Here is a 26,911-nt window from a genome sequence, read left to right as displayed (position 1 = left end):
GGGCTTCATCTCACATTACAACCATCGCCGTTGCCATTCCGCTTCGAACCACCTGCCGCCTGCGCTGTTTGAGCAGCAAGCGGCTTAATGCTCCTACAGAGCGGTTCAAAAAAACTGAACCACTACACCGCAGGCTGCGATCTTTTCGTTGGTATCCGTTATTCCTTGACGCTCATAAACTCTTCCGCCCAACGGATGTATTCCTCAGGCTGCGTATAGGTATGAGTCAACTCGGTCGCATTCAGGTCCGACGCCTGAGTAAAGATCTGCCGTTGTTCCCGCAGGCTGTCATACGTGGCCTTGATCGCGGCGAAGTAGGCGCCGTGGCCGTCGATGGTGACCCGCACGCCCAGTTCGGCCAGGCGTTTATCGTCGCGCAGCAGCGGGTTGCCATAGGTGACCAGCATCAGCGGTACGCTCAGGTGCTCGGCGATTTGTTCGAGGTGGTCGAAGTCCCGCACGCCCACCATGCAAATCCCGTCCGCACCGGCCTGCTGGTAATGACAGGTACGGCTGATGACTTCCTGCACCGGCAGAATCCCGGCGTTGGTGCGGGCGATGATCGCCATCTCCGAGTCGACCCGGGCTTCCAGTGCCGCGCGGATCTTGCCGACGCCTTCCGCCACTCCGATCAGGTCGGTGGACTTGCGGCCGAACTGGGCGGGCAGCAGCGTGTCTTCGATGGTCAGGGCGGCCACACCGGCACGTTCGAGTTCGACGATGGTGCGCATGACGTTGAGCGCGTTGCCGTAGCCGTGGTCGGCGTCGGCGATGACCGGCAGTTGGGCAACACGGCCAATGCGAGTGGCCTGCTCGGCAAACTCGCTGAGGGTGATCAAGGCAAAGTCGGGGGCGCCCAGTACCTGCAACGATGCGACTGAACCGCCCAGGATCCCCACTTCAAAACCCAGGTCAGCGGCAATGCGGGCCGACATCGGGTCGAAGACCGACGCCGTGTGGTAGCAGGCGCTGGAAGCGAACAGCTCGCGAAAGTTACGGCGCAAATCTTGATGAGAAAGCCTGGACATATGAGTTCCACCACTGCAATGGGAATGGAAGGGCTTGAGCAAAAGTGTCAACGCCGAAGGAACAAAAGGCTATCACGCGAGCGGGGGAAGGATGATGACGAATTTTTGCACTGGGAAGATGGCGCCTTCCCTGTGGCGAGGGAGCTTGCTCCCGCTCGACTATGCAGTAGTCGTAAAATCAACGAACGCGAACTGTCTGAAGAAAAGTGGTATCGGCTTTGGGGGCCGCTTCGCAGCCCAGCGGGACGGTGCGGCGTTCCGACAAGCTCCCTCGCCACAGGTGTGGGGAGGTTTCAGAATCCGGTCACGCCGCAACAGCCTGCTGTTGTTGATTGAGCAGCGGCACGGCGCGTACCGAGTTGCCGGGTTGCAGTTGCAAGCGTTTGGCGGTGAGGCGGTCGACGATCAGGCTGTTGCCCACCTGCCTGGCCTGGGCGGCGGTGATGCGGCAGTTTTCCAGGCGACGGTTATGGATCAGCCACACCGGGGCCTGCTCGTCGGGTGTGCCGATGGCCAGCAGCAGCGGTTGGCTGTCACGCACGGTGCGAATATTCGAGATTGGGGCTTCGATCACCGGGCCGGCGTCAAAAATGTCGATGTAACCCTTATGGGCAAAGCCTTCGGCGGTGAGGATTTTCAGCGCCGGTTCCGTGTTCGGGTGCGCCTTGCCGATCACGGCCTGGGCCTGTTCGGTGAGCAGGCAGGTGTAGAGCGGTTGGCGCGGCATCAGTTCAGCGATGAACGACTTGCTGCCCAGCCCCGACAAGTGATCGGCGTGGCTGAAATCCATCTTGAAGAAGTGCCGGCCCAGGCTGTCCCAGAACGGTGAACAGCCTTGTTCGTCGGCGCTGCCACGCAGTTCGGCGATGAGTTTGTCGCCGAACAGGTGCGGAAACTCGGCCACAAACAACAAACGCCCCAACGACAGCAATCGACCGTTACTGCCCTGGCGTTGATCGGGTCGCAGAAACAGCGAGCAAATCTCCGATTGGCCGGTCATTTCATTGTTCAGGAACAACGTCGGAATCTGCCGCCGGATACCCAGGTCCGGTGACGAACTGACTGTGAGTCCGACCCGGTAGTTGTACCAGGGCTCGCGCAGCCCCACGGCGCCCACCAGGGCACTGACGCCCACCAACTGCTGATCGTCGTCTTCGAGTACGAAGAGGTAATCGGCATCAGCGCGTTCGACCTGTTCGGCGAAGGTTCGTTGGGCCCAGCGCACCCGGTGGGTCAGGCGTTCCTCGTTGGCCGGCAGGGTGGTGAAGCCAGGGCCAGCCTGGTGCACCAGGTTCAGCAAGGCGGGCAGGTCGGTGACGCGAACCGGGCGGACAATCATGATGCAACTCCTTCTGCACGCCTGCTCGGGCGCTGTCGTTGGGCGCGGGGCCGGGTGATGCTCACAGGGCGATCAGCCGGATCGGGCTGCCTTCGGTGACGTTCAGGGCGGCGCACATCTCGGCGCTCAACTCCACAGGTTGCCCGGCCTGGTAATCCAGATCGGCGACGATGGCGCGATAGTCCTTCAGCGAATCATTGCTCACCAGATAGCTGCCACGGGCATCGATCGTTGAGCCCGGTTGCGCCGTGCCGGTCTGGCTCTGGGCGATGGAGCGGATGCCGGGAGTGCGCGCATACAACGTCGGACCGCCGTCGAACAGGTCGATGTAGCTGTTGGTTTCGAAGCCTTCGCGCTCGAGGATATCGAAGGCCTCCTGGCCATCGGGGTGGATGCGGCCGATGCAGTCCTGCGCCGCCTTGGGCAGCATCGGCACGTAGATCGGGTATTGCGGCATCAGTTCGGCGAGGAAGGTTCGGCTTTCCAGGCCGCAAAGTCGCTCGGCCTCGGCGTAGGGCAGGTCGAAGAAATGCTTGCCCACCGCATCCCAGAACGGCGAGTGCCCTTCATCGCTGCTGAAGCCGACGATCTCGGTGATGACGGCTTCCGAAAAGCGCTGCGAGTGGGCAGCGATGAACAATAGCCGCGCCCGGGACAGCAGTTCAGAGAACCGTGTTCGCACCAGCGCTGCGTCAATATGAAAACCCCGCAGCAAGGTATGGCCACTGAGGTCGTGGCACAACGACAACGCGGGCACCCCGTGCTCGATGTTCAGCTCCCGCGAGGCGCTGGTGAAGTGCCGGTTGCGCAGGCTATAGAACGGCTCGCTGAAGCCGGCGGTGGCAAGGATCTCCGAGCAGCCCACCAAGCGCTCTCGGGTCAGGTCTTCCAGCACGAAAAAATAGTTCTCCGGGCCATGACCCTCAACGTTTTTTTCGAATGAGGCGCAGGAGTCGAGAATCTTCTCGCGCAGGCATTCGGTGTCGTCCGGCAAGGACGTGACGCCTATCAGACTTTCGCGCGCCAGTTGCTGCAACTGGGGCAGGTCGGTTAACTCGACTGGGCGTAAGACCAGCATGGATGCACTCCTGTATCAAAGGGTCCGGTGGTTGGCACCGAACCTGACTATCACTGTCGGTTTCCACGCGTTAAATCGGCGGTCGCCTGAATGTTTGTCAAACGCCGCTTTTTTTCTTGTCAGCCATTGCTTGGGTCGGGCAGTACCGTGCTGGTGCCCAGTTTGTTGAGTACAAACAGGTAGGCCAGGCCCAGGGCAATCCAGATCAGGCCGAGTTTCTGTGCATCGACGCCCATGTTGTACATGATCGCCGCGACAATGATGAAGCCAATCACCGGGCAGATCAGGTGACGGATCACCTGGCCGGATTTCTGCCGCCGCCAGTAGTAGTTGACGACCGTCAGGTGCAGCAACATGAAACCGCTCAGTGCGCCGAAATTCACCAGCGAGGTGAGGGTGTCCACCGAGTTGATGAACAGGTAGCAGATCACCAGCGACAGCACGGCCACCAGGTAGATGCTCACGTACGGCGTGTTGTGTTTGGGGTGAACCTTGGCCAGTACCTTTGGCAGCTTGCCGTCTCGGGCCATGCCGAACAGCAGACGAGACACTGCCGCTTGGGAGGTGATTGCCACCGCAACGCCCCAGGCCAGCGCCGTCGCCACGGCGGTCAGGGTGGCCAGCCAGCTGCCGGCCGCGAGTTCAGCGATGTCATAAAACGCCGTGTCGGCCGATTTGAAACCCATGCCGGCCGCCAGGTCTGTCGCAATCCAGGTCTGCACGACGAAGATCACGCCCATGACCACCAGCGTGATCAGCGCGGCTTTGCCGACGCTGCGGCCCGGGTCACCCTTGATCTCTTCGGCGAGGGTGGAAATCGCATCGAAACCGAGGAACGACAGCACCGCAATCGACACCGCTTGCATCAGCAGGGCGAAGTTGAACGTCTCGGGGTTGTACAACGGCGCCAGGGTCAGCTGACCGTTACCGCCGCCACTGTGCAGCGCGTTCCAGGCGTAGAACAGGAAGATCCCCAGCACCACCAGTTGCGCCAGCAGAAAGATGATGTTCATTCGCGCGGTGAAGGTGATGCCCCGCAAGTTGACGAAGGTCGCGCTGACCAGGAAGGCCAGGATGAAACCGACCTTCGGAATGTCCGGGTACAAATGATTCAGGGCCATGGCCGCGTACACATACAGCAGCGGCGGAATCAGCAGGTAATCGAGGAGCATCAGCCAGCCGGCGATAAACCCTACGTGCTGGTTCAGGCCCCGTTGCGCGTAGGAATAAACCGAGCCCGCAATCGGAAAGGCTCGAGCCATGCTGCCGTAACTCAGGGCCGTGAAGAGCATCGCCACCATGCCGATGATGTAGGCCAGCGGTACCAGTCCCGGCGCCTCGGCGTTGACGTAGCCATAAACACCAAACGGTGCGATGGGGATCATGAAGATCATCCCGTACACCACCAGGTCGGTCAGCGACAGGCTGCGTTTCAACTCTTGCTTGTAGCCGAATTCTTCTATTTCCATGAAGCCCTTCTCCTTGGGATGAAAGCAGCTGCAAGCTGCAAGTTTGAAGCGATTGTTTTACAACAGCGGCGCCAGGTATTCGGTAAAGCGACTGATGGCTTCAGGCGTGCGCAGCAGGTCGTTGCGCACCTCGATCAACACTGATTCCAGGCCGCGTGTATCGCCGTGGACCGGCACGGTCATGTCGCCCAGCGGGTTGATTTTGTATGGTTCATTACCGGCAACCTTCAATGGGTGCAGACTCAAGCCATCGATCAATCGCCGGGCATATTCCCTGGCCTCGCCAAACAACACGCCGACTTCCAGCGTGCGGGGCTGGCCGTGATAGACCGGCGTGAAGCTGTGAATCCCCACCACCCGCACCGGTCGTCCTTGAGCGACACGTTCGTCGATCAAGTCTGTCAGACGCGAGTGAAATGGCTCGAACAGGGATTGCCGGCGGTACTCGCGGGTGGCTTCGTTCAGGTCCCGGTTTCCCGGCACTTGATAAATCTCGCTCTGCGCCGGAATGCTGTCCGGGGCTTGGCGCGGTCGGTTGAGGTCGACCAACAGCCGCGAATAATTGGCCGCCAACAGGGTTGCGCCCAATGCTCGGGACAAACCCTCGGCCAGCGCCAGGGCGCCGATGTCCCAGGCGATGTGCTCGCGGGCCGCTTCGTGACTCAGGCCCAGGTCATTTAACCCGGCCGGAATAAAACGGCTGGCGTGTTCGCACACCAGAATCAACGGGTGATCGGAGTCTTCCCGGCTCAGGGTGTACGCGGGCCCGGTGTAAAGACCGAGCTCAGCAGATTCAGTACAGGCGCGCATAGTGTTCACAGCGTTCGGCGGGCGACAGCTGTTCCGTCAGCGTCAGTTCCTCGGTTTTAAGGGCGAAGTAGGTGTCCAGTAACGCGCTCGGCAAGGCTTCAATCAGGGCCTCGCTGTTGCGCAGGCAGTCCAGGGCCTGGGCAAGGGAAGCGGGCAGGGCGACGATGCCGCGCGCCTGGCGTTGTTCTTCATTCAGGGAGTCGGGGACTTCATCGGTGATTGCGTTCAAGGCCATGCGTTGCTCGATGCCCAGCCGACCGGCAATCAGCAGCGCGGCCATGGCCAGATGCGGTGAGGACGTGGCGTCCATGGCGCGGAATTCCAGGTTGTATTGCGATGCCACCGATTTACCGCCCAAGCTTGTCGTCGGGCAGATTCGCAGCGCCGCTTCGCGGTTGCGTTGCCCGAGGCAAGCGTAGGACGCGCTCCAGTGATGAGGCTGCAAACGCTCGTAGGACACCGGCGTCGGCGCGGTAAACGCACAGAGCGCGGGCAGGTGATGCAGGATGCCGGCGGCCCAGTGCTGGCCGAGGGTCGACAAGCCATTGGTGGTGCCGGCGTCGTACATCACCGGTTGGCCAGCCAGGTCCAGCAGGCTGACGTGCAGGTGCACGCCGTTGCACACCGCGTGCTCCGAGGTCTTGGGCGCGAAGCTCAACGCCAGGCCCATTTGCCGGGCGATCTCGCGGGTGATTTCACGCACGTTCACCGCGCGGTCGGCAGCGGCCACGCCCAGGGTCGGGCGACAGGTGATTTCGTATTGATGCTTGCCGTACTCGGGCAGGAACATTTCCGGTTCGACGCCACCGGCACGCAGTGCGCTGAGCAGCCAACCGCCAAACTCGGCACCCTGACGCTGGGCTTGCAGAGAAAACGCCAGGTGTTCAACGTCGCCGGTGTTCAAGTTGAATTCATGCTCGAACGCTGCATTGATCTGCAAGCCCAACTCGGCGCGATAACGCTCTACTTCGTTGCGCAACACGGTACGCGGGCAGGCACCCCACGGGCGGCCATCGGTTTCGCGAATGTCACAGTGCATAAAATCCAGCGCCGGCGCGTTGGCATCCGGGCCGTTACTGACCGTCACTCGGCTGACCGGATCGGGCATCAGCCGCAAATCTCCATAAGCGCCCCACGGGTTGGCGTAGGCGATGATGTCTTGCGGGGTCAGCGCACTGTTGGCCGGCACCCAGCCACACCCCGTCTTTTGATAGTGCTCGAGTTCGTCCGTGGGAAAGGAGCGCCCGCGTGTCACACCGATCAGGTCGGTGGTGACGAGGGTGGTCATGGGCAGTGGCAACAGGCGCTCGCTCATGACTGCATCTCCTGCAACCGGCCGAGCACAGTCTGGGTGTCGGTGATCCAGCAGTAACCCTTGATTGCATTCAGGCAGGCCTGATGCCGTGCGGGCGTGTAAGTCGCGCAGGCATCTTCCACCAGCGTTACCAGATAACCGCGGTCCGCGGCGTCACGCACGGCCATGTCCACGCACTGGTCGGTGACGATGCCGGCGATGATCAGGTGTCGCGTCCCGAGGTTGCGCAGCACGTAGTCGATGTGGGTGGAGTTGAAGACTCCGGACGAGGTCTTGGGCAGCACGATTTCGTTTTCTGCCGGGGTCAGGTCTTCGATGATCCGTGCTTGCGGGCTGCCTTTGGGCAAGTGCATGTCCGAGAGCTTATGGTCCAGCGAGCGGTCGCGGCCATCGGCGGTGAGGCTTTCGATGATCGTGTGCAGCACGTTTTGCCGGGCGCTGCGAAAGGCGCTGAGTAACCGGCGTTGATTGGGCACCACCTGCATGTGGGTGCGGGTCAGGAAGTACTCGGCGTCCGGCCCGTTGAGGTGCGGGTCGAACTGCGGCTCAAGCCAGGCGCGTTGCATGTCCACCAGCAACAGCGCGGTGTGATCGGTGAGGAACGGCAAATCCCGAGGCGAGTGGTGGGGGAGCGTGAACATCCTTATTTATCCTCCAGCAGGTGGGTGTCGAAGTCGGTCCGCAGGGCGTCGATGCCCTCCAGGCGATCGGCCAGATCCGGACTGCGCAGGGTCAGGCAGGCAATCAGCGCCTCGACCTGGGCCAGCGCCGGAACCAGGGAGTCGAAGGCCGACACCGATTCCACCGGCGCACTGATAATCAGGTCGGCCATTTCCCGCAACGGTGAAGCATAGATGTCGGTGAACAACACCACGCGTGCATATCGACTTTTCGCCGCATTGGCCACGCGCAGGGCTTGTGACTGGTAGCGGCGATAGTCGAACACCAGCACCACGTCCTGACGCTGCACGTCGAACAAACGGTCGGGCAGTTGCGCGTCGTCTTCCAGCGCGAAACAGCCCGGACGCAGCAAGCGCAGGTGATTGAGTAAATAACTGGCGAGGAAACTGCTGAAGCGCCCCCCGAAGCAATGCACCTGATGGCGGGTGTCGAGCAGCCATTCCACCAGAATCCGCACATCTTCGGGTTGGGTCAGCGCATGGGTGTCCACCAGCGCTCGATGGCTGTGCGCCAGATATTGGCTCCAGGCGTCGCCTTTCTGAAGATGAGCACGAGGTTGCAACAGGGTGCTGGGAGAACGGAGGCGGTGGTCCATGTCGCTGAGCAGGGCATCCTGGAAATCGGCATAACCGCTGAAACCCAGTTTTTTGACCAGTCGCACGATGGTGGGATCGCTGACACCGGCATGTTCGGCCAAACGTGACATCGGGCCCAGTCCGTTACGCGGGTACTGGTCCAGCAAGGCACGGATGACTTTGCGTTCCGACGGCGTAAGGTCCAGGCCGGGATCGGTGATCAGGTCTCTGAGAGAAGGCATCCGGGCTCCTGCTGGATGGATATGTCGGTTTCATTTCATAAATTGCTAAAACAGTATTTGTGTAGCGGACTCAACATGTCTAGTGAATTTTTTCATGGTTTCTTAAAGCCCCAAAACAGGGCGAAAAGCCCGTGGGCCTTGGGCTACACGGAAGTCGACTGAGCTTGTAGGCCATTGCCCATAGTGGTGTCGGATATCGCCGAATTTTTCAGGTGTATCAAGTTTTAGAACCTGTATGGCCGGATCAAACGAAACGCCCTGGATCGCGCTTCTTGCGGCACAATTGGGCAATTATTTTCGGCGTGACGCCGTTTCAATTTCCATCGATAGAGTGATCCTTCGTGCAGGCGACCCGTTTGACCCTGATGTGCCACGCTCGAACCGTCGCACAAAAATTGGCGTGTTTTCCTACGAATGAGCCCATAGAGATGGATTGGCAATCGGCAAAGGGATCGCGTCGTGCTCAGTTCAAGGGGACACCGCGACTGGTGTGTGGACCTGAACTGCGAACCCGGCAAACCGCCGAGCTGTTCGGCAGCGACGTGGAGATTGTCGAGGCATTGAGGGATTGCGATTTCGGGAGCTGGAAAGGCGCGCGAATCGACGATGTGCAAAAATCCGCAGCCCAAGCGTTGCAGATCTGGCTCGATGATCCGAACTCGTCGCCCCACGGTGGCGAGTCGGTGGTGCAACTCGGTGAACGAGTGGCCGCTTGGCTGAAAACGCTGGAGGCCACACCGGGACACATCGTTGCCATCACCCATCCGTTTGTCATGCGCGCCGCGCTGACGCAGGTGCTGCAAGGCGCAGCGTTCAACCTGATCGACGTTGAACCGCTGTCGGCCATCGAGTTGCGGTTCAACGGCCGCTGGCGCTTACGCTTGCTGGGCACTGACCCTGAGGGAACACGTTGATGAAAAAACTTCTGGTCATTGGCATCGGCGCCGGCAACCCCGACTACATCACGATGCAAGCCGTGAAAGCGCTGAACCTCGTCGACGTGTTTTTTCTCATGGACAAGGGCCAGAGCAAAGACAAACTGATCGACCTGCGCCGAGAGATCTGCGAGCGCTACATCACCGATCGCGACTACCGCTTCGTCGAAGCCCACACCCCGGAGCGCGAACGCGGTGATGTGGACTATAAGGCCAGTGTGGAAGACCTGAACCTGGCCAAGCAGCAGACCTTCGAACGGTTGATCAGCGAGGAAATGACTGACGAGCAGTGCGCCGGTTTTCTGGTGTGGGGTGATCCGTCGTTGTACGACAGCACGATCCGGATCTTGCAGGCGATTCTGGCCTCGGGCCGCTGCGTCTTCGAATTTGAAGTGATCCCCGGCATCACCAGTGTCCAGGCGCTGGCGGCGCAGCATAAGGTGCCGCTGAACCGCATTGGCCGCTCGATTGAAATCACCACGGGTCGACGGCTGGCGGCGGGGCAGGTGAGCAATGCCGACAGCCTGGTGGTGATGCTCGATGCAGAAGATTCCTACCATCGGGTGGCGGACCAGGAGACAGAGATTTACTGGGGGGCCTATCTGGGGACGCCGGATGAAATCCTGATCAGCGGCAAGCTCAAGGAGGTGGCGGATGAGATCGAGCGAGTGCGCAAGGCGGCCCGGTTGGAGAATGGGTGGATTATGGATACTTATCTGCTGCGTAAGCCGTGAGTGCAGCGATGTCTGGGCTGACGCCTTCGCGAGCAAGCCCGCTCCCACAGTTGACCGAGTAGTTTGGACGGACGCGGTCTAATGTGGGAGCGGGCTTGCTCGCGAAGAGGCCCTCAAACACACCTCAAATTATTGCTTTAACCTCCCGCCCAAACCGCTCCCGATACACCGACGGCGGCACCCCGACCACACTGCGAAACGCCACCCGAAAACTCTCCACCGAGCGATAACCACAGCGCTGGGCGATCTGGTCGGTGTTCTGGCTCGTGCTCTCAAGCAGCTCGCGGGCCCGACCCAGGCGCTCATGCTGCAACCACGCCTTGGGCGGCATGCCGGTGGCTTCAGTGAAGCGGCGCAGAAACGTCCGTTCACTCATGGCCGCTTCACTCGCCAGCTCGCGAACCTCCAGCGGTTCGTGCAAACGCTCGCGTGCCCACTGCATGACGCGGGACAAATCGCTACGCGGTGTAGGACTGACCGGTGTCGGAATGAATTGCGCCTGACCGCCGGTGCGTTGCGGCGACATCACCAGCCGCCGCGCCACCGAGTTGGCCACTTGCGTACCGAAATCCCGCGCCACCAAGTGCAGACAAGCATCGATACCGGCTGCGCTGCCGGCCGAGGTGATCAGTTGACCTGAATCGACATAGAGCACGTCCGGGTCCACCAGAATGTTCGGAAAACGCTCGGCCAATTCAGCGGTGTAGCGCCAGTGCGTGGTGGCGCCGCGACCGTCGAGCAAACCGGTGGCCGCCAGCACGAACACGCCCGAGCAGATCGACAGCAGCCGCGCACCCCGCGCATGGGCCTGGCGCAGGGCCGCGATCAGTGCCTCCGGCACCGGGGCGCTGCGATCACGCCAGCCGGGAATGATGATGGTCCGGGCGTCCTGGAGCAGTTCCATGCCGCCATCGGCCAGTACCTGAATGCCGCCCATGGCACGCATCGGGCCTTGATCCACTGCGACAATCCGGTGCTCGTACCAAGGGAAGTCGAACTCCGGCCGCGCCAGTCCGAAGATCTCCACGGCGATGCCGAACTCGAACGTACAGAGGCCGTCGTAGGCCAGAATCGCGACCAATCCAGGGGTGGGCTGCATTTGGCGGAAAGTTCCCGGTGAGTGTCTTGTGCGCCACTGTAGCCGCAAGCATCGGGCGGATAAAGTCTTCTCACACCCACCGAGACTTTGGAGTACAGCCCATGACCAGCCTGGTCCGCGAGATTCCCGCCGCCCCATCGGCCATCGCCCTGATGCATTTCAGCAACCGTCTGACCTTCGAAACCGACTGTTCCGACGTCCACGGCAGCCAACAGGCTGGTGAAGTGGATTTTGTCCTGGTAGACGTGCGCGGCCCGCTCGCGTTTGAGCGTGGGCATGTGCCGGGAGCGATCAATATTCCGGGGCGACTGCTGAGCGCTGAAGGTCTGGCGGCTTACCCGAAAACCAGCGTGTTCGTGGTGTATTGCGCGGGGCCCCACTGCAACGGTGCCAACAAGGCTGCCGTGAAACTGGCGGCGCTGGGTTACCCGGTCAAGGAAATGATCGGCGGGGTGACCGGGTGGCTGGATGAAGGGTTTGAGTTGAGTGTTGCGATGCAACGGCCTGCCAGCACCGTGATCGGTTGCGAATGTTGATGTAGTCGAAAAGATCTACGCGATCCCCTGTAGGAGCTGTCGAGTGAAACGAGGCTGCGATTTGCTTCTAAACGGATGCCCACCACCCATCCAGCGTCGCCCGCAATGTCCATCCGGTTTCCGTACGATCCATCCGCCGCACATTCCCGCCCAGACTCAGCGCCAGCAACTGCGCCCCCAGGCAAATCGCAAACACCGGTGCGCCTCAACGTGGGCATAAGGGCTCTCTTGTAGTTTTTGCTTGTAGGTTTTGTCTGAAAAAAGGGCTTGTCCTACAGTCTTTGCACCGGCTTGGCGCACGCTTCAAGGGACTCGAATCCGTCGGCCACTTTTATATAAGTATTTGTCGCTTAAACACAATTTGCCCTCCTTGAGCCGCTCTAGACTGCCGGCCACTTCGGTCTTCACCTACCGAAAGCTGCCAATAAAAGCCTCCGCACACAGGAGTTATAAATGAAGAAGCTAGTGATGTTCGGTGCCCTGGCACTGTCGATGTTGTCCCTGACGGCTGTGGCCGAAGACGCCAAGCCGATCCGCCTCGGTATCGAAGCCGGTTACCCGCCATTCTCGATGAAAACCCCTGATGGCAAACTCACCGGCTTCGACGTGGACATCGGCGACGCGCTGTGCGAGCAGATGAAAGTGAAGTGCACCTGGGTCGAGCAGGAGTTCGACGGCCTGATCCCGGCCCTGAAGGTCAAGAAAATCGACGCGATCCTGTCGTCCATGACCATCACCGACGATCGTAAAAAGAACGTCGATTTCACCATCAAGTACTACCACACCCCGGCGCGCTTCGTGATGAAGGAAGGCACCGACATCAAAGACCCGCTGACCGAACTCAAAGGCAAGAAAGTCGGTGTGCTGCGCGCCAGTACCCACGACCGCTTCGCCACTGAAGTGCTGGTGCCGGCCGGTATCAATCTGGTTCGTTACGGCTCGCAGCAGGAAGCCAACCTGGACATGGTTGCCGGTCGTCTCGACGCGATGCTGGCCGACTCGGTCAACCTGGACGACGGTTTCCTGAAAACCGACGCCGGTAAAGGCTTCGCTTTCGTGGGCCCGACTTACGAAGACGCCAAGTACTTCGGCGGCGGCGCCGGTATCGCTGTGCGCAAGGGCGATACCGCCCTGGCAGAGAAATTCAACACCGCCATCACCGAAATCCGCGCCAACGGCAAGTACAAGCAAGTGCAAGACAAGTACTTCGACTTTGACGTTTACGGCCAGTAATCCCGCCGTTCAAAAAAGTGGCAACCGTTGACGCGGTTGCCACTTTTTTTATGTGATTTATTCTGCGACATAGATCCCATGTAGGAGCTGCTCATGCAACGCATCGATCATTCACTGCCCTGGAGCCACCTGGGCACCGAACGTACCCTCAGCGTGTTTCGTTATGGTGCGGGCACTCGCAAGGTCTACATCCAGGCCAGCCTGCACGCTGATGAATTGCCCGGCATGCGCACGGCATGGGAACTGAAAAAGCGTCTGAGCGAACTCGAAGCCCTGGGCCAGTTGCAGGGCGTGATCGAACTGGTCCCGGTGGCCAATCCCATCGGCCTCGATCAGCACCTGCAAGGCAGCCACATGGGCCGCTTCGAGCTGGGCAGCGGCAAGAACTTCAACCGCTCCTTCGTCGAACTCAGCGCACCGGTGGCCGAGTTGATCGGCGATCGCTTGGGCAGTGACGCGGCTGCCAACATTGCGCTGATTCGCCAGACCATGGGTCAGGTACTCGACGGCCTGCCGGCACCGGCCTCGCAGCTTGAAGCCATGCACCGCTTGCTGTTGCGCCACGCCTGTGAGGCCGACATCACCCTTGATCTGCATTGTGATTTCGACGCGGCGATTCATCTGTATGCCTTGCCGCAACACTGGCCGCAGTGGCAATCCCTGGCGGCGCGTTTGAAGGCTGGGGTTGCGTTGCTCTGTGAAGATTCCGGCGGCAGCTCATTCGATGAGTCGTGTTCAACGCCGTGGTTGCGTCTGGCAAGGGCTTTCCCTGAGGCCGCGATCCCGCCGGCCAACCTGGCGACGACGCTGGAGCTGGGCAGCATGGGTGATACGCGAGTCGATCAGGCTCAGGCCAATTGCGAGGCGATTCTCGGCTTCCTCGCCGAGCAGGGTTTCATCCAAGGCACTTGGCCTGCGGCACCGAGCGAATGCTGTGAAGGCATGCCGTTCGAAGGCACCCAATACCTGTTCGCGCCGCATCACGGGGTCGTCAGTTTCCTGCGCGATTCGGGTGAATGGGTGGAGAAGGGGGATGCGCTGTTTGAAGTGGTCGATCCGCTGAATGATCGGGTCACGACTGTTTGCGCCGGGACCAGTGGCGTGTTGTTTGCGATTGATCGCGGGCGCTATACGCAGCCGGGCACCTGGCAGGCGAAGGTCGCGGGGCGCGAGCCGATTCGGGTCGGGAAGTTGATTAACGACTGAGGATCTTAGTCGTTTTCGAGGCCGCTTTCGCGAGCAAGTCGGATCGCCGCACCGCCGCTCCCACAGTTGACCGAGTTGTGTGGATGGATGCGGTCGCCTGTGGGAGCGGGCTTGCTCGCGAAGAGGCCCGATGAAGCGGCGAAGATGTCCAGCCAATTATCGACATCCCGATTCACAGTGTTAGGCTCTGCCCCGAATCCTGCACTTGTGAAGGAAGGTTTATGTTGAAGTTTTTCGCTCTGCTGACACTCCTGGCGTCGGCCGCCGTCCACGCTCAAACCCCGCTGCAAACTGATCTGCCGCTCAAGTACCTGGAGCAGGCCAACCCCGAATCGCGCAATCAGCCCTTGGTGATTTTCCTCCACGGTTACGGCAGTAACGAGCAGGACCTGTTCGACATCAAGGATGAACTGCCCGCGTCATACAACTACCTGTCGGTACGCGCACCGATGGTGATGGAGGAGGACAGTTACAAGTGGTTTCGCCAGAAGGGCAACGCGGCCTACAACGGTGAGACCGATGATCTGAAGTCCAGCGGCCAGGTGCTGCAGGATTTCGTCGCACAGGCGGCGAAGAAATATCACACCGAACCGAACAAGGTGTTCCTGGTGGGTTTCAGCCAGGGCGCGATCATGTCGTACGAGGTGGCCCTGCGTCACCCAGAGGCGGTGGGCGGGATCGCGGCGTTGAGCGGGCGGATTTTGCCGGTGCTCCAGTCCGAATTGAAACCGGATGAAAAGCGCCAGAAGCTGGCGATTTTCATCGGTCATGGCACGGCGGATAAACGCCTACCGTACGTTGACGGCACGGACGCCGACAGCCTGTTGCAGAGCCTGTCACTCAAGCCTGAATTTCATGCCTACCCTGGCGTTGGTCACAGCATCAGTGCTGCCGAAATGCAGGACTTGAGCGCCTGGTTGCAGCGTCTCAATCCCTGATGCTTACTTGCCGGTGACGATCTGTTTGACCAGCGTCTCGTGGCCAGCATTGTCGCTGAGACGGGAAATCACCTGAATGATCGCCATGCGCGTGTTGGACGCGGCCATCACTGTGGTGTCGAGGGTTTTGCCGCCGCCCTGGGTGGCGGTGCTGTCGATCTGCCGCAGCCCCAAGCCAGTGCCTTTCTGGGTCAGGCTTTTTTCGCTGAGCTTGGTGAAGTCCCGCAGCGCCGTGGCTTGTTGGGTGGCGAAGTCAGACGCCACGGAGTCGAGGAACTGACCGTCGTTGTCTTTGACGTTGAGGCCGCCGGGGATGGTGTTTTCAGCAGCGATCACGACGGTTTTAGTGGCCTGATTGGTGTACATGGTGCCCGTTGCCCCGGCGGTGCCGGTGGCCGCGTCGCCGGCAGGCAACGGGTTGGCGACGAAGCCTTTAGGCAGGTTGAACGTGAACTTGCCGCCGAGCATCGAGACTTTCTGTGCGGGCGCGGTATCGCTGGCAGTGACCTTGGCGGCCTGCGCATTCAGCGCTCCCAGACTGGCAACCGCCGTCAAGAACAGGACAGCGGCTTTTTTACTCAACAATGACATTCAGAAACTCCATGGGATGGTCGGTCTCGCGGTAGGGGGCGATCATCCCATGGAGGTTGCGGCGCATTCCAGCGCAGTTTAACGGACGGTCATGTTCCTTTGGCCAGCGCAGGGAACAGATCCAACCAGCCGCGGCTATACGTCATCGGCCTGGCCCACCGTCACCCACATGCGCGACTTCGAAAACGTGCACCGCACCCGCAGCAGGATTTCAAGTGGGCGGTAGGTGCGGCCGCACTAAACCTCTCGCTTGCGACAGCCAACCCCTAAAAAATGTCGGACGCTTCCTCAATTTTTTGAACGCTTACACGCGTTTAACGTACACGTTTAAGGACACCCGCTGTTACGTCCTAACGGCTACAACGCCTTGCGCCGTTGCCTACGCGTACGCCAGAATCCGCCGGCTTGTGCGGCTGTGGGGCGGGCTATATCGTTTCCCTGTCACTGAAAAACAGTGATCGGGTTTGGTAGACCCGTAGCATCGACGCATAGCGTCACCTTTGGCGGTCCTTTCCCAGGGCTGCGGTTTCATGGTGGCCATGCGTAGGGCTCCTCCGGGGGCGCCGGTCCGATGCCCGGTCTACCAACCTCCGTATGGCCGCCACCCTCCGTTTGGTAGCGAGATGGTGATGGCTCCAATTCAGCAGCATCGGAGTTCCATCTATGTTCAAAGTTACGCCCAACCCCCCGAATACCGGTCCGGTACCCTACGACGTCTTTCGTGATCTTGACCCCAAGAAAATGACAGAGGCGGCCGACCGCGCACTCAGCTTCTACCTCAATCCCGGGGCGTCGAAAACGCAGATACCGCCCCGCAAGCCCAGCACCATTTTCACCATCGACGCAGCGGTGGATGACGAAACGTTGCTCGTCGAGGCCTGCGAATCGTTGGCATCAGCCAGCGCCATGGTCAACGATCTCACCGACTTGACGGACGGCCCACGACGCCAAACGATGCTGGTGCTGCAACGGGTCCTCATGTTGGGGGAGTTAGCGGTCAATCGCGTACTGGACAACCACAAGCCTGGGTAGTCGCCAGGCGGGTAGTGAGGGCGCTTGCGCCCTCGCTGTTTAGCAGCATTCACGCGGCTCGTGGTCACGCTGGAAGGTCCGTTCAGACCCCACGTCGCACCGGATAACTCTTGATCACATCCAGAAACTCAATGCGACGTTCGCGGACCAGCAACTGCGGAAGCAGCTGTTCATACGCCTGTCGATACGGCTTGCTCAGGTGACGCGTGATGAAGTCGTCCTTGCTGCAGTTCCAGGTTTCGTAGAGCACCAAGGTGTTCGGATCGTCCTGGAGTTGGTGGACCCAGGTGTTGACGAAGTCCGGCTCGGCCGACATCTGGTGCACCACGTCCAGCAGCCGTTCTTTCATTTCGGCGAAACGTTCCGGTTTGGCCGGCAGGTAAACGATAAACGCGACTTGATCACTCATTTCATCACCTTCGAATGCTGTAAATGGGTTACTGCGCCTGGTTCTGCGGGAACAGGTTGCGACGGGTTTCTTCGTCGAAGTCGGCCTTCAGCACCAGTTTCTCTTTAAGACCGTGGGCCCGCTGGGCGGCCGGACGGGCGCTTATTTCATCGAACAGACGCTTGACGTTCGGGTACGCCGCCAGGCCGTTCTCGCCGAGGATGTACGGCGCGTAATTGGCCCAACCCCAGAGCGCCATGTCGGCGATGCTGTAGGTGTTGCCGGCCAGGTACTGATGCTCGGCCAGTCGCTGATCGAGCACGCGGTAGTGGCGTTCGACTTCCTTGAGGTAGCGGTTTTTCGCATACGCCAGGTCTTCCGGAGCGTGGTGCAGGAAATGCACCGCCTGACCGGAAAATGGCGACAGGCCCGTGGCGAGGAACATCAGCCAGGACAGTAGCTCGGCCTGACCTGCGACGGAGGTCGGCAGGAAGCGCTGATGTTTTTGCGCCAGGTGCAGCAGGATCGCCTGGGAGTCGAATACGGTCGCGTCGCCATCGACCAGGGCTGGCACCTTGGCGTTCGGGTTGATCGCCAAAAAGGCCGGCAGGTGTTGCTCGCCCTTGAAGGTGTCGACGCCGATCAACTCGTAGGGCGTTTGCAGTTCTTCGAGCAGCAGGGCGACTTTCATCGGGTTGGGCGACGGATGGAAAAAGAACTTCATGGTGGAGGCCTCAGTCAGTGGTTGGTTTTGAACTGAGGCTGATGTTGAAGTAAACCTGTTCGATTGACGTGCGAGCTTTTTGCTTTACTCGTTCGAAACTATCGAACGTGTTATCGACACTTTAGCGTTTGATCGCCGTACGTCCAGCGTCCGGTACCGGGCTCGCCGGCTTGGCCAACAAACGCTTGGTCACCCCGAGCATACCCACTGACACCGCGACGCCCAGGGCGAATGCGCTCAAACCCATGCCTGGCAAGGCCAGCGCCAACACCAGGCAAAACGCGGCGAACGAATACATGCCGGTAGCGGTGGCCCGCAACAATGCGGCGGTAAAGGCCGGCCCGCGGGTTTGCTGGGAGAACACCGCCATCACGCTGCCCAGCACCGGGAACACCGCGAGCAGGCCGCTCCAGCGTTCGCCAACGGTGCTGGCCAACAACGTGACAGCGAGGGTCAGCAGGGCGCCGGCAATCATGCGCAACAGCAATTTGTCGGACTTCGGCGCCGGGCCCGAAACAATCGGCTGTACCGAGGGAAACAGATACGGCGCCGCCAGCAGTGCAGTCGCGGCGGCGATCACCGAGAGTGCCAGGGACGGGGGAATCAACGACAGCACAACGGCCGCCGTGGCCCAGACCAACAGCGAAATCACCAGCGCCCACGGCCACTTCGCGCGTTGTGCAACCTGAGCGTAGGTCACGCAAAAGGCAATCATCGCGAACATCGCTGAAAGCGCTGCCGTCGCCGATTGAGCGGCGAACACCTGGCCTTGTTCGATGGCGAGAAAGAACAGAATCGGCCCGACCACCACCGGCAATCCCGACAGCCAACCGGCGACGCTTGGTCCCCAGCGTTTCCCGGCCAGGGAAATCAGCAAGAGAAATCCTGGGATGACCAGCAGTTTGAGTAACAGCACGCACGCACCTCCGACCTGAGTGAGGCGGCAACGTTAGCATTGCGGGGGAGTGATTGCTCTATAGAGGTCGTGATTTTGTATACAAATATCAGTTGTGCTTAAACGCCTCGACCACAAAATCAATAAACACCCGGGTCTTGGCCGGCATCAACGTCCGGCTCGGGTAATACAGCGAAATGGGCCCCGCGTCGGCGTGCCAATCGGGCAGCAGGCGCACCAGTTCGCCACGCTGGATATTCGCCAGCACATCCGGCAACACCAGCAGCGTCACGCCCAGGCCGAGTATCGCCGCTTCGCGCATGGCGGCCGGGTCATTGAGCACAATAATTTCATTCAGATTGGCCGGTGCTTCGTTGCCCGCGCCATCGTGCATCAGCCATTGGCGAATCCGCCCGGTACGGGTGCCGCGCATCACAATGCCGGTGTGTCCGGACAGGTCTGCCGGACTGTCGGGCAGGCTGCGTCCTGCGAGGTAGGCGGGGGAGGCGACCGCCACCACATCCGCCGCCGCCAACGTCCGCGACACCACCCCGGGCGTCAATTTGAATCCGCCGCCAATGGCCGCGTCATACCCTTCGGCAATCAAATCCACAGGGCGGTTTTCGAAGTGCCATTCCGGGCGAATCAGCGGGTATCGCGCCAGGAACGCCGGTAGCAGCGGCAAGACATGACCGATGCCAAATGTCGGCGCCAGACTGACCTTGAGCACGCCCGCCGGCTCGCCTTGGTCGCTGCTTACCGCGCTGATCGCTGTCTGCAGCGCTTCCAGATTGCCGCCGATACTCGTCAGAAAGCGTTCCCCGGCTTCGGTCAGGGACAGCTTGCGGGTCGAGCGCTGGAACAGGCGCACGCCGATGTTGCGTTCGAGCATCGCCACGTTGCGGCTGACAGCCGCAGGGGTCAGCGCGAGTACCCGTGCGGCGGCGGAAAAACTGCCGGTCTCGGCGCTGCGGACGAAGGATTCGAGGTTGGCGAGGGTTTCCATGGCAGGTACCTGCTAGTCATGCTTGAAAATCATTCAAAACATTACCCGCTAATCAAGTGCTAATGGCAAGCGCAGTATTCACCCCAACGACAACCCTCGGAGTGAACAACCATGAGCACTATCGGAATCATCGGCGCCGGCGCAATAGGCGCAGCTTTTGCCAGAGCACTGTCGCGTCAAGGCATTGAAGTGGTGATCGCCAACAGCCGTGGCCCGCAAAGCCTGGCTTCGCTGGTGGAAGAACTCGGGCCAACGGCGCGTGCCGGAACCCGCGAGGAGGCCGCCGCACAAGCCATCGTTTTGGTCGCGGTCAACTGGTCGAAGTTGCCGACTGCGCTCGCCGGCCTGCCGGATTTTGGCGGACGGATTGTCATCGATGCCAACAACTCAATCGAGGCACCGTCGTTCAAGGCGGTGGATTTGCAGGGGCGCATGTCCAGTGAAGTGTTTGCCGAATGGGTGCCCGGTGCGCGGGTGGTGAAGGCGTTCAATCACCTTCAGGCGCGTTATCTGGAAAGCGATCCGGCGGCGGAGGGCGGACAGCGGGTGCTGTTTCTCTCGGGTGATGATGCCGATGCGAAAGCTCAAGTGGCGGCGCTGATCGAACAGCTGGGCTTCTTCGGGATTGATCTTGGGGAATTGAGCATCGGGGCGCGGCTGGTGCAGTTTCCAGGCGGGCCGCTGCCGGTGCTGAATCTGGTGAAATTTGCCTGACAACACGAAAAAAGAACCCGGTGCATCTGATGTCAGTCAGCTCATGTAGACGCCGACCACCTGTGGCGAGGGGGCTTGCCCCCGTTGGAGTGCGCAGCGCTCCCCAAAAATCTTCGACAATTGCCGGGATTTTGGGGTTGCTGCGCAACCCAACGGGGGCAAGCCCCCTCGCCACAAGGCACCGGGTGTTTTGCCAGGCGGCGAACGGATATTCGTGGGTCCCCGCGCCGTCTGTTGAACGCTTTACGCCCGTTCGATCGCCAGTGCCACGCCCTGACCACCACCGATGCACAGGGTGGCGAGGCCTTTCTTGGCGTCACGCTTGATCATTTCATGCAGCAGCGTCACCAGTACTCGGCAACCCGACGCACCGATCGGGTGGCCCAGGGCGATAGCGCCGCCGTTGACGTTGACCTTGTTCAGGTCCCATTCCAGGTCCTTGGCCACCGCCAGAGATTGTGCGGCGAAGGCTTCGTTGGCTTCGATCAGGTCCAGTTGGTCGATGGACCAGCCGGCCTTGCCCAGGCAGCGGCGAGTGGCCGACACCGGGCCGATGCCCATGATCGCCGGGTCAACGCCAGCATTGGCGTAAGCGGCGATTTTCGCCAGCACGGGCAGGCCAAGAGCCTTGGCCTTTTCCGCGCTCATCAGGATTACGGCGGCGGCGCCGTCGTTCAGCGACGAGGCGTTACCGGCGGTCACCGAACCGTCCTTCTTGAAGGCCGGTTTCAGTTTGCCCAGTGCTTCGGCGGTGGTGCCGGCGCGTGGTTGCTCATCGGTGGCGAAGGACAGCGGATCACCCTTGCGCTGAGGAATCAGGATCGGCGTGATTTCATCGACAAAACGCCCGGCTTCGATGGCGGCCGTGGCTTTCTGTTGCGAAGCCGCGGCGAAGGCGTCTTGTTGCTCGCGAGTCAGGCTGTATTTTTCAGCCAGGTTCTCGGCAGTGATGCCCATGTGGTAATCGTTGAACGCATCCCACAGGCCGTCGCTGATCATGGTGTCGACGATTTGTGCGTGACCCATGCGCAGACCGGTGCGCGCACCGGGCATGACGTAATTGGACAGGCTCATGTTTTCCTGGCCGCCGGCAATGATCACGTCGGCATCGCCGCAGCGAATCGCTTGAGTGGCCAGATGCAACGCTTTGAGGCCCGAGCCGCAGACCTTGTTCAGGGTCATCGCAGGCACGGTGAAGGGCAGGCCGGCCTTGATCGCGGACTGGCGCGCAGGGTTTTGCCCGGCACCGGCGGTCAACACCTGGCCCATGATCACTTCATCGACTTCAGCAACGTCCAAGCCGGTTTGCGCCAGCAACTGACGGATCACCGCAGCGCCGAGGTCAACTGCGGACACGTTGGCCAGGGCTCCCTGGAAACTACCGATGGCGGTGCGGGTGGCGGCGACAATGACGACTTCTTGCATGGAATGATTCCTCACTGGGCAGCGAACTGCATTTCCGGAACGTGATCCGGCACGATCAGTTTACCGGCGGTCTTGGCGACAATCTCCTCGACGCTGACGCCCGGTGCGCGTTCCTTGAGAATGAACGCGCCATTTTCGATTTCCAGGTAAGCCAGGTCGGTCAGCACGCGTTTGATGCAACCGGCACCGGTCAGCGGCAGGCTGCATTTGGACAGGAGCTTGGACTCACCGTCCTTGGACGCGTGGGTCATGATGACGATGATGTTGTCTGCACCGGCCACCAGGTCCATGGCGCCGCCCATGCCCTTGACCAGTTTGCCGGGAATCATCCACGAGGCGATGTTGCCTTGCACGTCGACTTCAAAGGCGCCCAGCACGGTCAGGTCGACATGACCACCGCGGATCATCGCGAAGGACTCGGCCGAGGAAAAGATCGACGCGCCGATACGCGCGGTCACGGTTTGTTTGCCGGCGTTGATCATGTCGGCATCGATGGTTTCTTCAGTAGGAAAGGGGCCCATGCCGAGCAGGCCGTTTTCCGACTGCAGCATGACTTCCATGCCTTCAGGAATGTAGTTGGCGACCAGGGTCGGAATGCCGATACCCAGGTTCACGTAGAAGCCGTCCTGCATTTCGCGGGCGACGCGTTGAGCCATTTGTTCGCGGGAAAGTGCCATTGTTGTTATTCCTTCATTCGGTCCGGGGGCAGGGGATCACTTACGCACGGTGCGCTGTTCGATGCGCTTCTCGAACGTGCCGCAAATGACCCGGTCGACGTAGATGCCAGGGGTGTGGATCTGCGCCGGGTCCAGCTCGCCGGGTTCGACGATTTCTTCGACTTCGACCACGGTGATCTTGCCGGCAGTGGCGGCCAGCGGGTTGAAGTTCTGGGCGGTGTGGCGGTAGATGACGTTGCCGAAATGGTCGGCTTTCCAGCCTTTGACGATGGCGAAGTCACCGGTGATGGACTCTTCCATCAGGTACTGGCGGCCATGGAATTCGCGGACTTCCTTGCCGTCGGCAACCGGAGTGCCGACGCCGGTGGCGGTGAAGAAAGCGGGAATGCCGGCGCCGCCTGCGCGCATTTTTTCGGCGAGGGTGCCTTGAGGGGTCAGGACCACTTCGATGGCACCGCTGAGCAGTTGCTCCTCGAACATTTTGTTCTCGCCGACGTAGGACGCCACCACCTTGCGGATCTGCCGGTCTTCCAGCAGCACGCCGAGGCCGAAACCGTCGACGCCGCAGTTGTTGGAAACCACGGTGAGGTCACGTGTGCCTTTGCGCTTGATCTCGGCGATGAGGTTTTCCGGGATCCCGCACAGACCGAAGCCGCCGGCGATCACGGTCATGCCGTCTTCAAGACCTGCCAGAGCTTCCTCGTAGGAACTCACGCGCTTGTCGAAACCTGCCATATGCACCTCTTTTATTCTTTGTGGGCGGCTGGCTAGCCGTATGGGGATGGAGTGTCTCGCCGTAGTATTCATTTGTTAAGTTGATTTTTAAGGTTGATTGATAGATAAAACTCACCAATCGATCATCCGTACTACGTTGGAGCCAGTGCTCATGACAGTCAAGCAGATCAGGGCATTTTTGGCCGTGGCCCAGAGTTTGAGTTTTGCCGTGGCCTGCGAGCGGTTGCACCTGTCGCAATCGGCCTTGAGCCTGACCATCAAGGCGCTGGAGGAGGGGCTGGGCGGACGTCTGTTCACCCGCAATACGCGCAATGTGGCGCTGACCGCGGAGGGAGAATCACTGGTGCCACTGGCGCGTCGCCTGATTGCTGACTGGGATAACGCCGAGGATGAGCTGCGCCAACGCTTCACCCTCCAGCGCGGTCGCGTGACGCTGGCGGCGATGCCCTCATTTGCCGGCAACCTGCTGCCGCCGATCCTGAAAACCTTCCGCGCGCGCTATCCCAAGGTCAACGTCACGGTGAATGACGTGATCAACGAGCAGGTGCTGGAAATGGTGCGCGATCGGCAGGTTGAGCTGGGGGTGGCGTTTGAACCGAATCAGAGTTCTTCACTGGCATTCACGCCGTTGTACATGGACCGTTTCGTTGCCGTAGTGCCGAAAGATTCTCCTTTTGCCGAACGGGAAGACATCGATTGGCAAACCTTGCTCAAGGAACCGTTCATCACCTTGCAGCGTCCGTCGACGGTTAGGGTGATGCTTGAAGAACACTTGCAGGCGCGTGGGATGAAATTGCCGGTGGAGTTTGAAAGTCATCAGTTGGCGACGGTTGGGCGGATGGTGGCGAGTGGATTGGGGGTGAGTGCAGTGCCGGCGTTGTGTGTTGGGCAGATGCTGGAACTGGGGGCGCGGTGCATTACCTTGCGTGATCCGGTGGTGGAGCGGGCGATTGGGGTGCTGACGAAGCCAGGGGTGGAACTGTCGGCTGCGGCTCAGGCGTTGTTCGACATTCTGAGAGAACCACCCCCTAACCCTCTCCCCGAGGGGCGAGGGGACTGACCGAGGTGTTCTCGGGAGTTACATCGACCTGAGATACTGAGTCGAACTCAGGACTTGAAAGCACTGGAGATCTGCCCCCTTTCCCCCTCTACCCCGTGGGGAGAGGGCTGGGGTGAGGGGTGGATATAAAGTCGAACTCCGAGCTCAAGACATCATCGATCCAGCCTCTGCGCCAATTCCGGCAAAAGCCGTTCACAAGACCCCTCAATCTTCAAATCAAGAAGGTCATCCGCCCGAGTCTTCCCCAAATTAATCGCAATCAACGGTTTCCCCTGATCCGCCACCGCCCGACACAACCGAAACGCCGAATACGCCATCAACGAAGACCCGACCACCAGCAACCCCGCAGCCTTTTCGACCGCCGCCATCGCCCTGGCCGCCGTCACCTGCGCCACGTTCTCGCCAAAAAACACCACGTCCGGCTTCATCCGTTCACCCGCGCAGTGCGGGCAATGCGGCACCTGAAACCGCGCCTCAAACGCCGCATCCAGCAGCGTGTCACCGTCCGGGGCTTGCACCGCATCCACGCCTGCCAGATACGGATTCTGCGCCTCCATCAATTGCTGGATCGAATCCCGTTCGCTACGCGTCCCGCAGTCCAGGCACAACACCCGGTGCAGGCTGCCGTGAAGTTCGATGACGTCATGGCTGCCGGCCTGGTCGTGCAGGGTGTCGACGTTTTGAGTGATCAGGCCGCTGATCTGCTGCGAACTTTGCAAACGGGCCAAGGCCTCGTGGGCCACGTTCGGCTGAGCCTGGCGCACCCGCGGCCAACCGAGCATCGCCCGCGCCCAATAGCGACGCCGGGATTCGGGGGCGGAGAGGAATTCCTGATACATCATCGGTTGTCGGCCACGCCGCACGCCCTGGTTGTCGCGGTAATCCGGAATGCCCGACGGGGTGCTGATGCCGGCGCCGGTCAGGACCACAAACGGCTGGTCAGCCATTAACTGCTGAAGGTGGTCGAGCTGTTCGCGGATGAGGCTGTCGAGCATGTTCAACACTCCGGTGGACCTGTAGGAGCTGCCGCAGGCTGCGATCTTTTGATCTTCAGCAATTTGAGCATCGTCAAATCAAGATCAAAAGATCGCAGCCTGCGGCAGCTCCTACAGTAAGCAGTCACCCGTCAGCGGTCAGCAATAATTTACTTACGCGCCTCCAGAATCAGGTTGAACGGTGTTTCCGTAGCCCGCCGGAACGTTTTGAACCCCGCCTCGGTGAAGACCTTGCGCAGCCGCGCCTCGCCAGCCTGGGCGCCGAGTCCGAGGCCGACTTCCTGGGACAGCGAGTTCGGGGTGCAGATGAAGGTCGAAGCGGCGTAGAACAAGCGGCCAACCGGGTTGACGTTGTCGTCGAGCGAGTCATTGGCGAACGGTTCTACCAGCAGCACCGTGCCGTCCGGTTTTAGCGCTTCATAAGCGTGCCGCGCCGCGCCCACCGGATCGCCCATGTCATGCAGGCAGTCGAAGTAGCAAACCAGATCATAGTCATCGCCGGGGAAGCTTTTTGCCGTGCCCTGGAAGAATCGCGCACGCCCGGCCACGCCACCTTCTTCGGCGCGCTGGGTGGCGACGGTGACGGAGGGCGCGTGGTAGTCGAAACCGACGAACCGCGAATCCGGAAACGACTGGGCCATGATCACGGTGGATGCGCCGTGGCCGCAGCCGATATCCGCCACTTTGGCGCCAGCCTCCAGTTTGGCGACCACGCCTTCGAGCGCCGGCAGCCATTCAGCGACCAGATGCGCTTTATAACCTGGCCGGAAGAACCGCTCCGTGCCGCTGAACATGCACGGATGGTGATCGCCCCAGGCGAGGGCACCGTCGCCGCGCATGGCGTTGACCAGTTTGTCCTTGTCATGGAAAAACGATGCGACCACCCCGATGCCACCCGCGATATAGACCGGTGAGTCTTCGATCGCCAATGCCATGGCCTGCTCTTCGGGCAGACGGAACTGGCCGTCGCGGTGTTCCATGTAACCGGAAGCGGCGTGGGCGCTGAGCCATTCGCGTATCAGGCGAGGGTTGCAGCCGGTTTTTTCAGCGAGGGCTTCCGGGGTGACTGGCTGACTGTCGGCCATGGCCCGGTACAGTCCGAGCTCTTCGCCGAGGATGACGTTGGCGAGCATCGCCGCGCCGCCCATGTCGTTCACCAGTTTGCCCATGAAATCATTGAGTCTGGCCTCGTCCATCACGTTTGCTCCTTCAGCAGGATCACCGTCCAGAGGCCTTGTTTTTCGAGGCGTTCACCTCTGGACGGTGGTCGTGGGAATGAACAGGACGATAAGCACGCCCTGCGTGCACTAAGTTTAGTCCGGGGTCCGTGCACCGCTGCCTTGAGCGACGAAAGTTATATTTCCCTGACTGACACTGGACCCCTGTGGGAGCGGGCTTGCTCGCGAAGGCGGACCTCCAGTCGACAATGATGTTGCCTGACACACCGCCTT

The 26,911-nt window shown here is 60.6% G+C and carries 28 protein-coding genes and 1 pseudogene; 9 read left to right on the top strand and 20 right to left on the bottom strand.

What is annotated here, in order from left to right:
* Nucleotides 1–158: 158 nt before the first annotated feature.
* From KGB23_RS28665 to KGB23_RS28630, 8 genes are all read right to left on the bottom strand, one after another.
* A complete protein-coding gene (locus KGB23_RS28665) occupies nucleotides 159–1,028 on the bottom strand; it encodes an oxaloacetate decarboxylase (RefSeq protein ID WP_223433501.1) in 870 nt (289 codons plus the stop codon).
* A 304-nt stretch (nucleotides 1,029–1,332) separates the two neighbouring features.
* Nucleotides 1,333–2,367, bottom strand: a complete 1,035-nt coding sequence (gene astA, locus KGB23_RS28660; RefSeq protein WP_150655450.1) for an arginine N-succinyltransferase — start codon at nucleotides 2,365–2,367, stop codon at nucleotides 1,333–1,335.
* A gap of 61 nt (nucleotides 2,368–2,428) precedes the next feature.
* Nucleotides 2,429–3,445: an arginine N-succinyltransferase gene (locus tag KGB23_RS28655; RefSeq protein ID WP_223433500.1), complete on the bottom strand. Its 1,017-nt coding sequence runs from the start codon at nucleotides 3,443–3,445 to the stop codon at nucleotides 2,429–2,431.
* 119 nt (nucleotides 3,446–3,564) lie between these two features.
* Nucleotides 3,565–4,914: an APC family permease gene (locus tag KGB23_RS28650; RefSeq protein ID WP_223433499.1), complete on the bottom strand. Its 1,350-nt coding sequence runs from the start codon at nucleotides 4,912–4,914 to the stop codon at nucleotides 3,565–3,567.
* Nucleotides 4,915–4,971: 57 nt separating this feature from the next.
* Entirely contained in the window at nucleotides 4,972–5,724 is a 753-nt protein-coding gene (locus KGB23_RS28645; RefSeq protein ID WP_223433498.1) for an N-formylglutamate amidohydrolase, read from the bottom strand.
* Nucleotides 5,708–7,039, bottom strand: a complete 1,332-nt coding sequence (locus KGB23_RS28640) for a glutamine synthetase family protein (RefSeq protein WP_223433497.1) — start codon at nucleotides 7,037–7,039, stop codon at nucleotides 5,708–5,710. Before KGB23_RS28640 ends, KGB23_RS28645 begins: the two co-directional genes overlap by 17 nt.
* Nucleotides 7,036–7,680 (bottom strand): isochorismatase family cysteine hydrolase, encoded by a 645-nt coding sequence (locus KGB23_RS28635; protein WP_223433496.1) that lies wholly within the window; start codon nucleotides 7,678–7,680, stop codon nucleotides 7,036–7,038. The genes KGB23_RS28640 and KGB23_RS28635 overlap by 4 nt, the downstream gene beginning before the upstream one ends.
* A gap of 2 nt (nucleotides 7,681–7,682) precedes the next feature.
* A complete protein-coding gene (locus tag KGB23_RS28630; RefSeq protein ID WP_223433495.1) occupies nucleotides 7,683–8,537 on the bottom strand; it encodes a MurR/RpiR family transcriptional regulator in 855 nt (284 codons plus the stop codon).
* A 341-nt stretch (nucleotides 8,538–8,878) separates the two neighbouring features.
* Here KGB23_RS28630 and KGB23_RS28625 point away from each other — a divergent pair, with 341 nt between their 5' ends.
* Entirely contained in the window at nucleotides 8,879–9,451 is a 573-nt protein-coding gene (locus KGB23_RS28625) for a histidine phosphatase family protein (RefSeq protein ID WP_223433494.1), read from the top strand.
* Nucleotides 9,451–10,206 carry a precorrin-6A synthase (deacetylating) gene (gene cobF / locus KGB23_RS28620; protein ID WP_223433493.1) on the top strand — a complete coding sequence of 252 codons (756 nt, stop codon included), beginning with the start codon at nucleotides 9,451–9,453 and terminating at the stop codon, nucleotides 10,204–10,206. Before KGB23_RS28625 ends, cobF begins: the two co-directional genes overlap by 1 nt.
* Before the next feature lie 124 nt (nucleotides 10,207–10,330).
* Here cobF and ftrA read toward each other — a convergent pair whose 3' ends face one another.
* Nucleotides 10,331–11,305, bottom strand: coding sequence for a transcriptional regulator FtrA (ftrA, locus tag KGB23_RS28615; RefSeq protein WP_223433492.1), 975 nt, complete (start codon nucleotides 11,303–11,305; stop codon nucleotides 10,331–10,333).
* A gap of 101 nt (nucleotides 11,306–11,406) precedes the next feature.
* Between ftrA and KGB23_RS28610 the strand changes: the two genes are divergently transcribed.
* The gene (locus KGB23_RS28610; protein WP_223433491.1) at nucleotides 11,407–11,841 is read left to right on the top strand and encodes a rhodanese-like domain-containing protein; all 435 of its coding nucleotides are present in this window, start codon (nucleotides 11,407–11,409) and stop codon (nucleotides 11,839–11,841) included.
* An 85-nt stretch (nucleotides 11,842–11,926) separates the two neighbouring features.
* Here the strand turns inward: KGB23_RS28610 and KGB23_RS28605 are convergent.
* Nucleotides 11,927–12,046, bottom strand: a pseudogene (locus KGB23_RS28605) (glutamine amidotransferase-related protein); the annotation flags it as partial.
* A gap of 248 nt (nucleotides 12,047–12,294) precedes the next feature.
* On the opposite strand from KGB23_RS28605, the gene KGB23_RS28600 reads away from it, so the two are divergent.
* The 3 genes from KGB23_RS28600 (at nucleotide 12,295) to KGB23_RS28590 (ending at nucleotide 15,218) form a co-directional block, all read left to right on the top strand.
* Nucleotides 12,295–13,074: an ABC transporter substrate-binding protein gene (locus KGB23_RS28600; RefSeq protein WP_056746669.1), complete on the top strand. Its 780-nt coding sequence runs from the start codon at nucleotides 12,295–12,297 to the stop codon at nucleotides 13,072–13,074.
* A gap of 93 nt (nucleotides 13,075–13,167) precedes the next feature.
* On the top strand, nucleotides 13,168–14,280 hold the full coding sequence (locus KGB23_RS28595) for a succinylglutamate desuccinylase/aspartoacylase family protein (protein ID WP_223433490.1): 1,113 nt from the start codon (nucleotides 13,168–13,170) through the stop codon (nucleotides 14,278–14,280).
* 221 nt (nucleotides 14,281–14,501) lie between these two features.
* Entirely contained in the window at nucleotides 14,502–15,218 is a 717-nt protein-coding gene (locus KGB23_RS28590; protein WP_223433489.1) for an alpha/beta hydrolase, read from the top strand.
* Between the two features lie 3 nt (nucleotides 15,219–15,221).
* Here KGB23_RS28590 and KGB23_RS28585 read toward each other — a convergent pair whose 3' ends face one another.
* A complete protein-coding gene (locus KGB23_RS28585) occupies nucleotides 15,222–15,809 on the bottom strand; it encodes a hypothetical protein (protein WP_223433488.1) in 588 nt (195 codons plus the stop codon).
* Between the two features lie 663 nt (nucleotides 15,810–16,472).
* Between KGB23_RS28585 and KGB23_RS28580 the strand changes: the two genes are divergently transcribed.
* Nucleotides 16,473–16,841, top strand: coding sequence for a DUF6124 family protein (locus tag KGB23_RS28580; protein ID WP_223433487.1), 369 nt, complete (start codon nucleotides 16,473–16,475; stop codon nucleotides 16,839–16,841).
* 82 nt (nucleotides 16,842–16,923) lie between these two features.
* On the opposite strand, the gene KGB23_RS28575 is transcribed toward KGB23_RS28580, so the two are convergent.
* From KGB23_RS28575 to KGB23_RS28560, 4 genes are all read right to left on the bottom strand, one after another.
* Nucleotides 16,924–17,250 (bottom strand): putative quinol monooxygenase, encoded by a 327-nt coding sequence (locus tag KGB23_RS28575; protein WP_223433486.1) that lies wholly within the window; start codon nucleotides 17,248–17,250, stop codon nucleotides 16,924–16,926.
* Between the two features lie 28 nt (nucleotides 17,251–17,278).
* Nucleotides 17,279–17,953 carry a glutathione S-transferase family protein gene (locus KGB23_RS28570; protein WP_223433485.1) on the bottom strand — a complete coding sequence of 225 codons (675 nt, stop codon included), beginning with the start codon at nucleotides 17,951–17,953 and terminating at the stop codon, nucleotides 17,279–17,281.
* 121 nt (nucleotides 17,954–18,074) lie between these two features.
* Entirely contained in the window at nucleotides 18,075–18,869 is a 795-nt protein-coding gene (locus tag KGB23_RS28565; protein ID WP_223433484.1) for a hypothetical protein, read from the bottom strand.
* Between the two features lie 88 nt (nucleotides 18,870–18,957).
* A complete protein-coding gene (locus KGB23_RS28560) occupies nucleotides 18,958–19,854 on the bottom strand; it encodes a LysR family transcriptional regulator (protein ID WP_223433483.1) in 897 nt (298 codons plus the stop codon).
* 111 nt (nucleotides 19,855–19,965) lie between these two features.
* Between KGB23_RS28560 and KGB23_RS28555 the strand changes: the two genes are divergently transcribed.
* Nucleotides 19,966–20,568, top strand: coding sequence for an NADPH-dependent F420 reductase (locus KGB23_RS28555; protein WP_223433482.1), 603 nt, complete (start codon nucleotides 19,966–19,968; stop codon nucleotides 20,566–20,568).
* A gap of 243 nt (nucleotides 20,569–20,811) precedes the next feature.
* Here the strand turns inward: KGB23_RS28555 and KGB23_RS28550 are convergent, their stop codons facing one another.
* The 3 genes from KGB23_RS28550 to KGB23_RS28540 are packed head-to-tail and all read right to left on the bottom strand — an operon-like array spanning nucleotide 20,812 to nucleotide 23,405.
* Nucleotides 20,812–21,993 carry an acetyl-CoA C-acetyltransferase gene (locus tag KGB23_RS28550; RefSeq protein ID WP_223433481.1) on the bottom strand — a complete coding sequence of 394 codons (1,182 nt, stop codon included), beginning with the start codon at nucleotides 21,991–21,993 and terminating at the stop codon, nucleotides 20,812–20,814.
* A gap of 11 nt (nucleotides 21,994–22,004) precedes the next feature.
* Nucleotides 22,005–22,670, bottom strand: coding sequence for a CoA transferase subunit B (locus KGB23_RS28545; RefSeq protein WP_010455523.1), 666 nt, complete (start codon nucleotides 22,668–22,670; stop codon nucleotides 22,005–22,007).
* A 36-nt stretch (nucleotides 22,671–22,706) separates the two neighbouring features.
* Entirely contained in the window at nucleotides 22,707–23,405 is a 699-nt protein-coding gene (locus KGB23_RS28540) for a CoA transferase subunit A (protein ID WP_223433480.1), read from the bottom strand.
* A 151-nt stretch (nucleotides 23,406–23,556) separates the two neighbouring features.
* On the opposite strand from KGB23_RS28540, the gene KGB23_RS28535 reads away from it, so the two are divergent.
* Nucleotides 23,557–24,465, top strand: a complete 909-nt coding sequence (locus KGB23_RS28535) for a LysR family transcriptional regulator (protein ID WP_223433479.1) — start codon at nucleotides 23,557–23,559, stop codon at nucleotides 24,463–24,465.
* 152 nt (nucleotides 24,466–24,617) lie between these two features.
* Here KGB23_RS28535 and KGB23_RS28530 read toward each other — a convergent pair whose 3' ends face one another.
* Entirely contained in the window at nucleotides 24,618–25,460 is an 843-nt protein-coding gene (locus tag KGB23_RS28530) for an NAD-dependent protein deacetylase (RefSeq protein WP_223433478.1), read from the bottom strand.
* Nucleotides 25,461–25,609: 149 nt separating this feature from the next.
* Nucleotides 25,610–26,656, bottom strand: a complete 1,047-nt coding sequence (locus tag KGB23_RS28525) for a class I SAM-dependent methyltransferase (protein ID WP_223433477.1) — start codon at nucleotides 26,654–26,656, stop codon at nucleotides 25,610–25,612.
* Nucleotides 26,657–26,911: the final 255 nt, after the last annotated feature.

Source organism: Pseudomonas sp. GL-B-26, from assembly GCF_019947405.1.
GTDB lineage: Bacteria > Pseudomonadota > Gammaproteobacteria > Pseudomonadales > Pseudomonadaceae > Aquipseudomonas.
The sequence above is the reverse complement of the archived record's forward strand: the minus strand, read 5'-3'. Positions and strand labels throughout refer to the sequence as shown.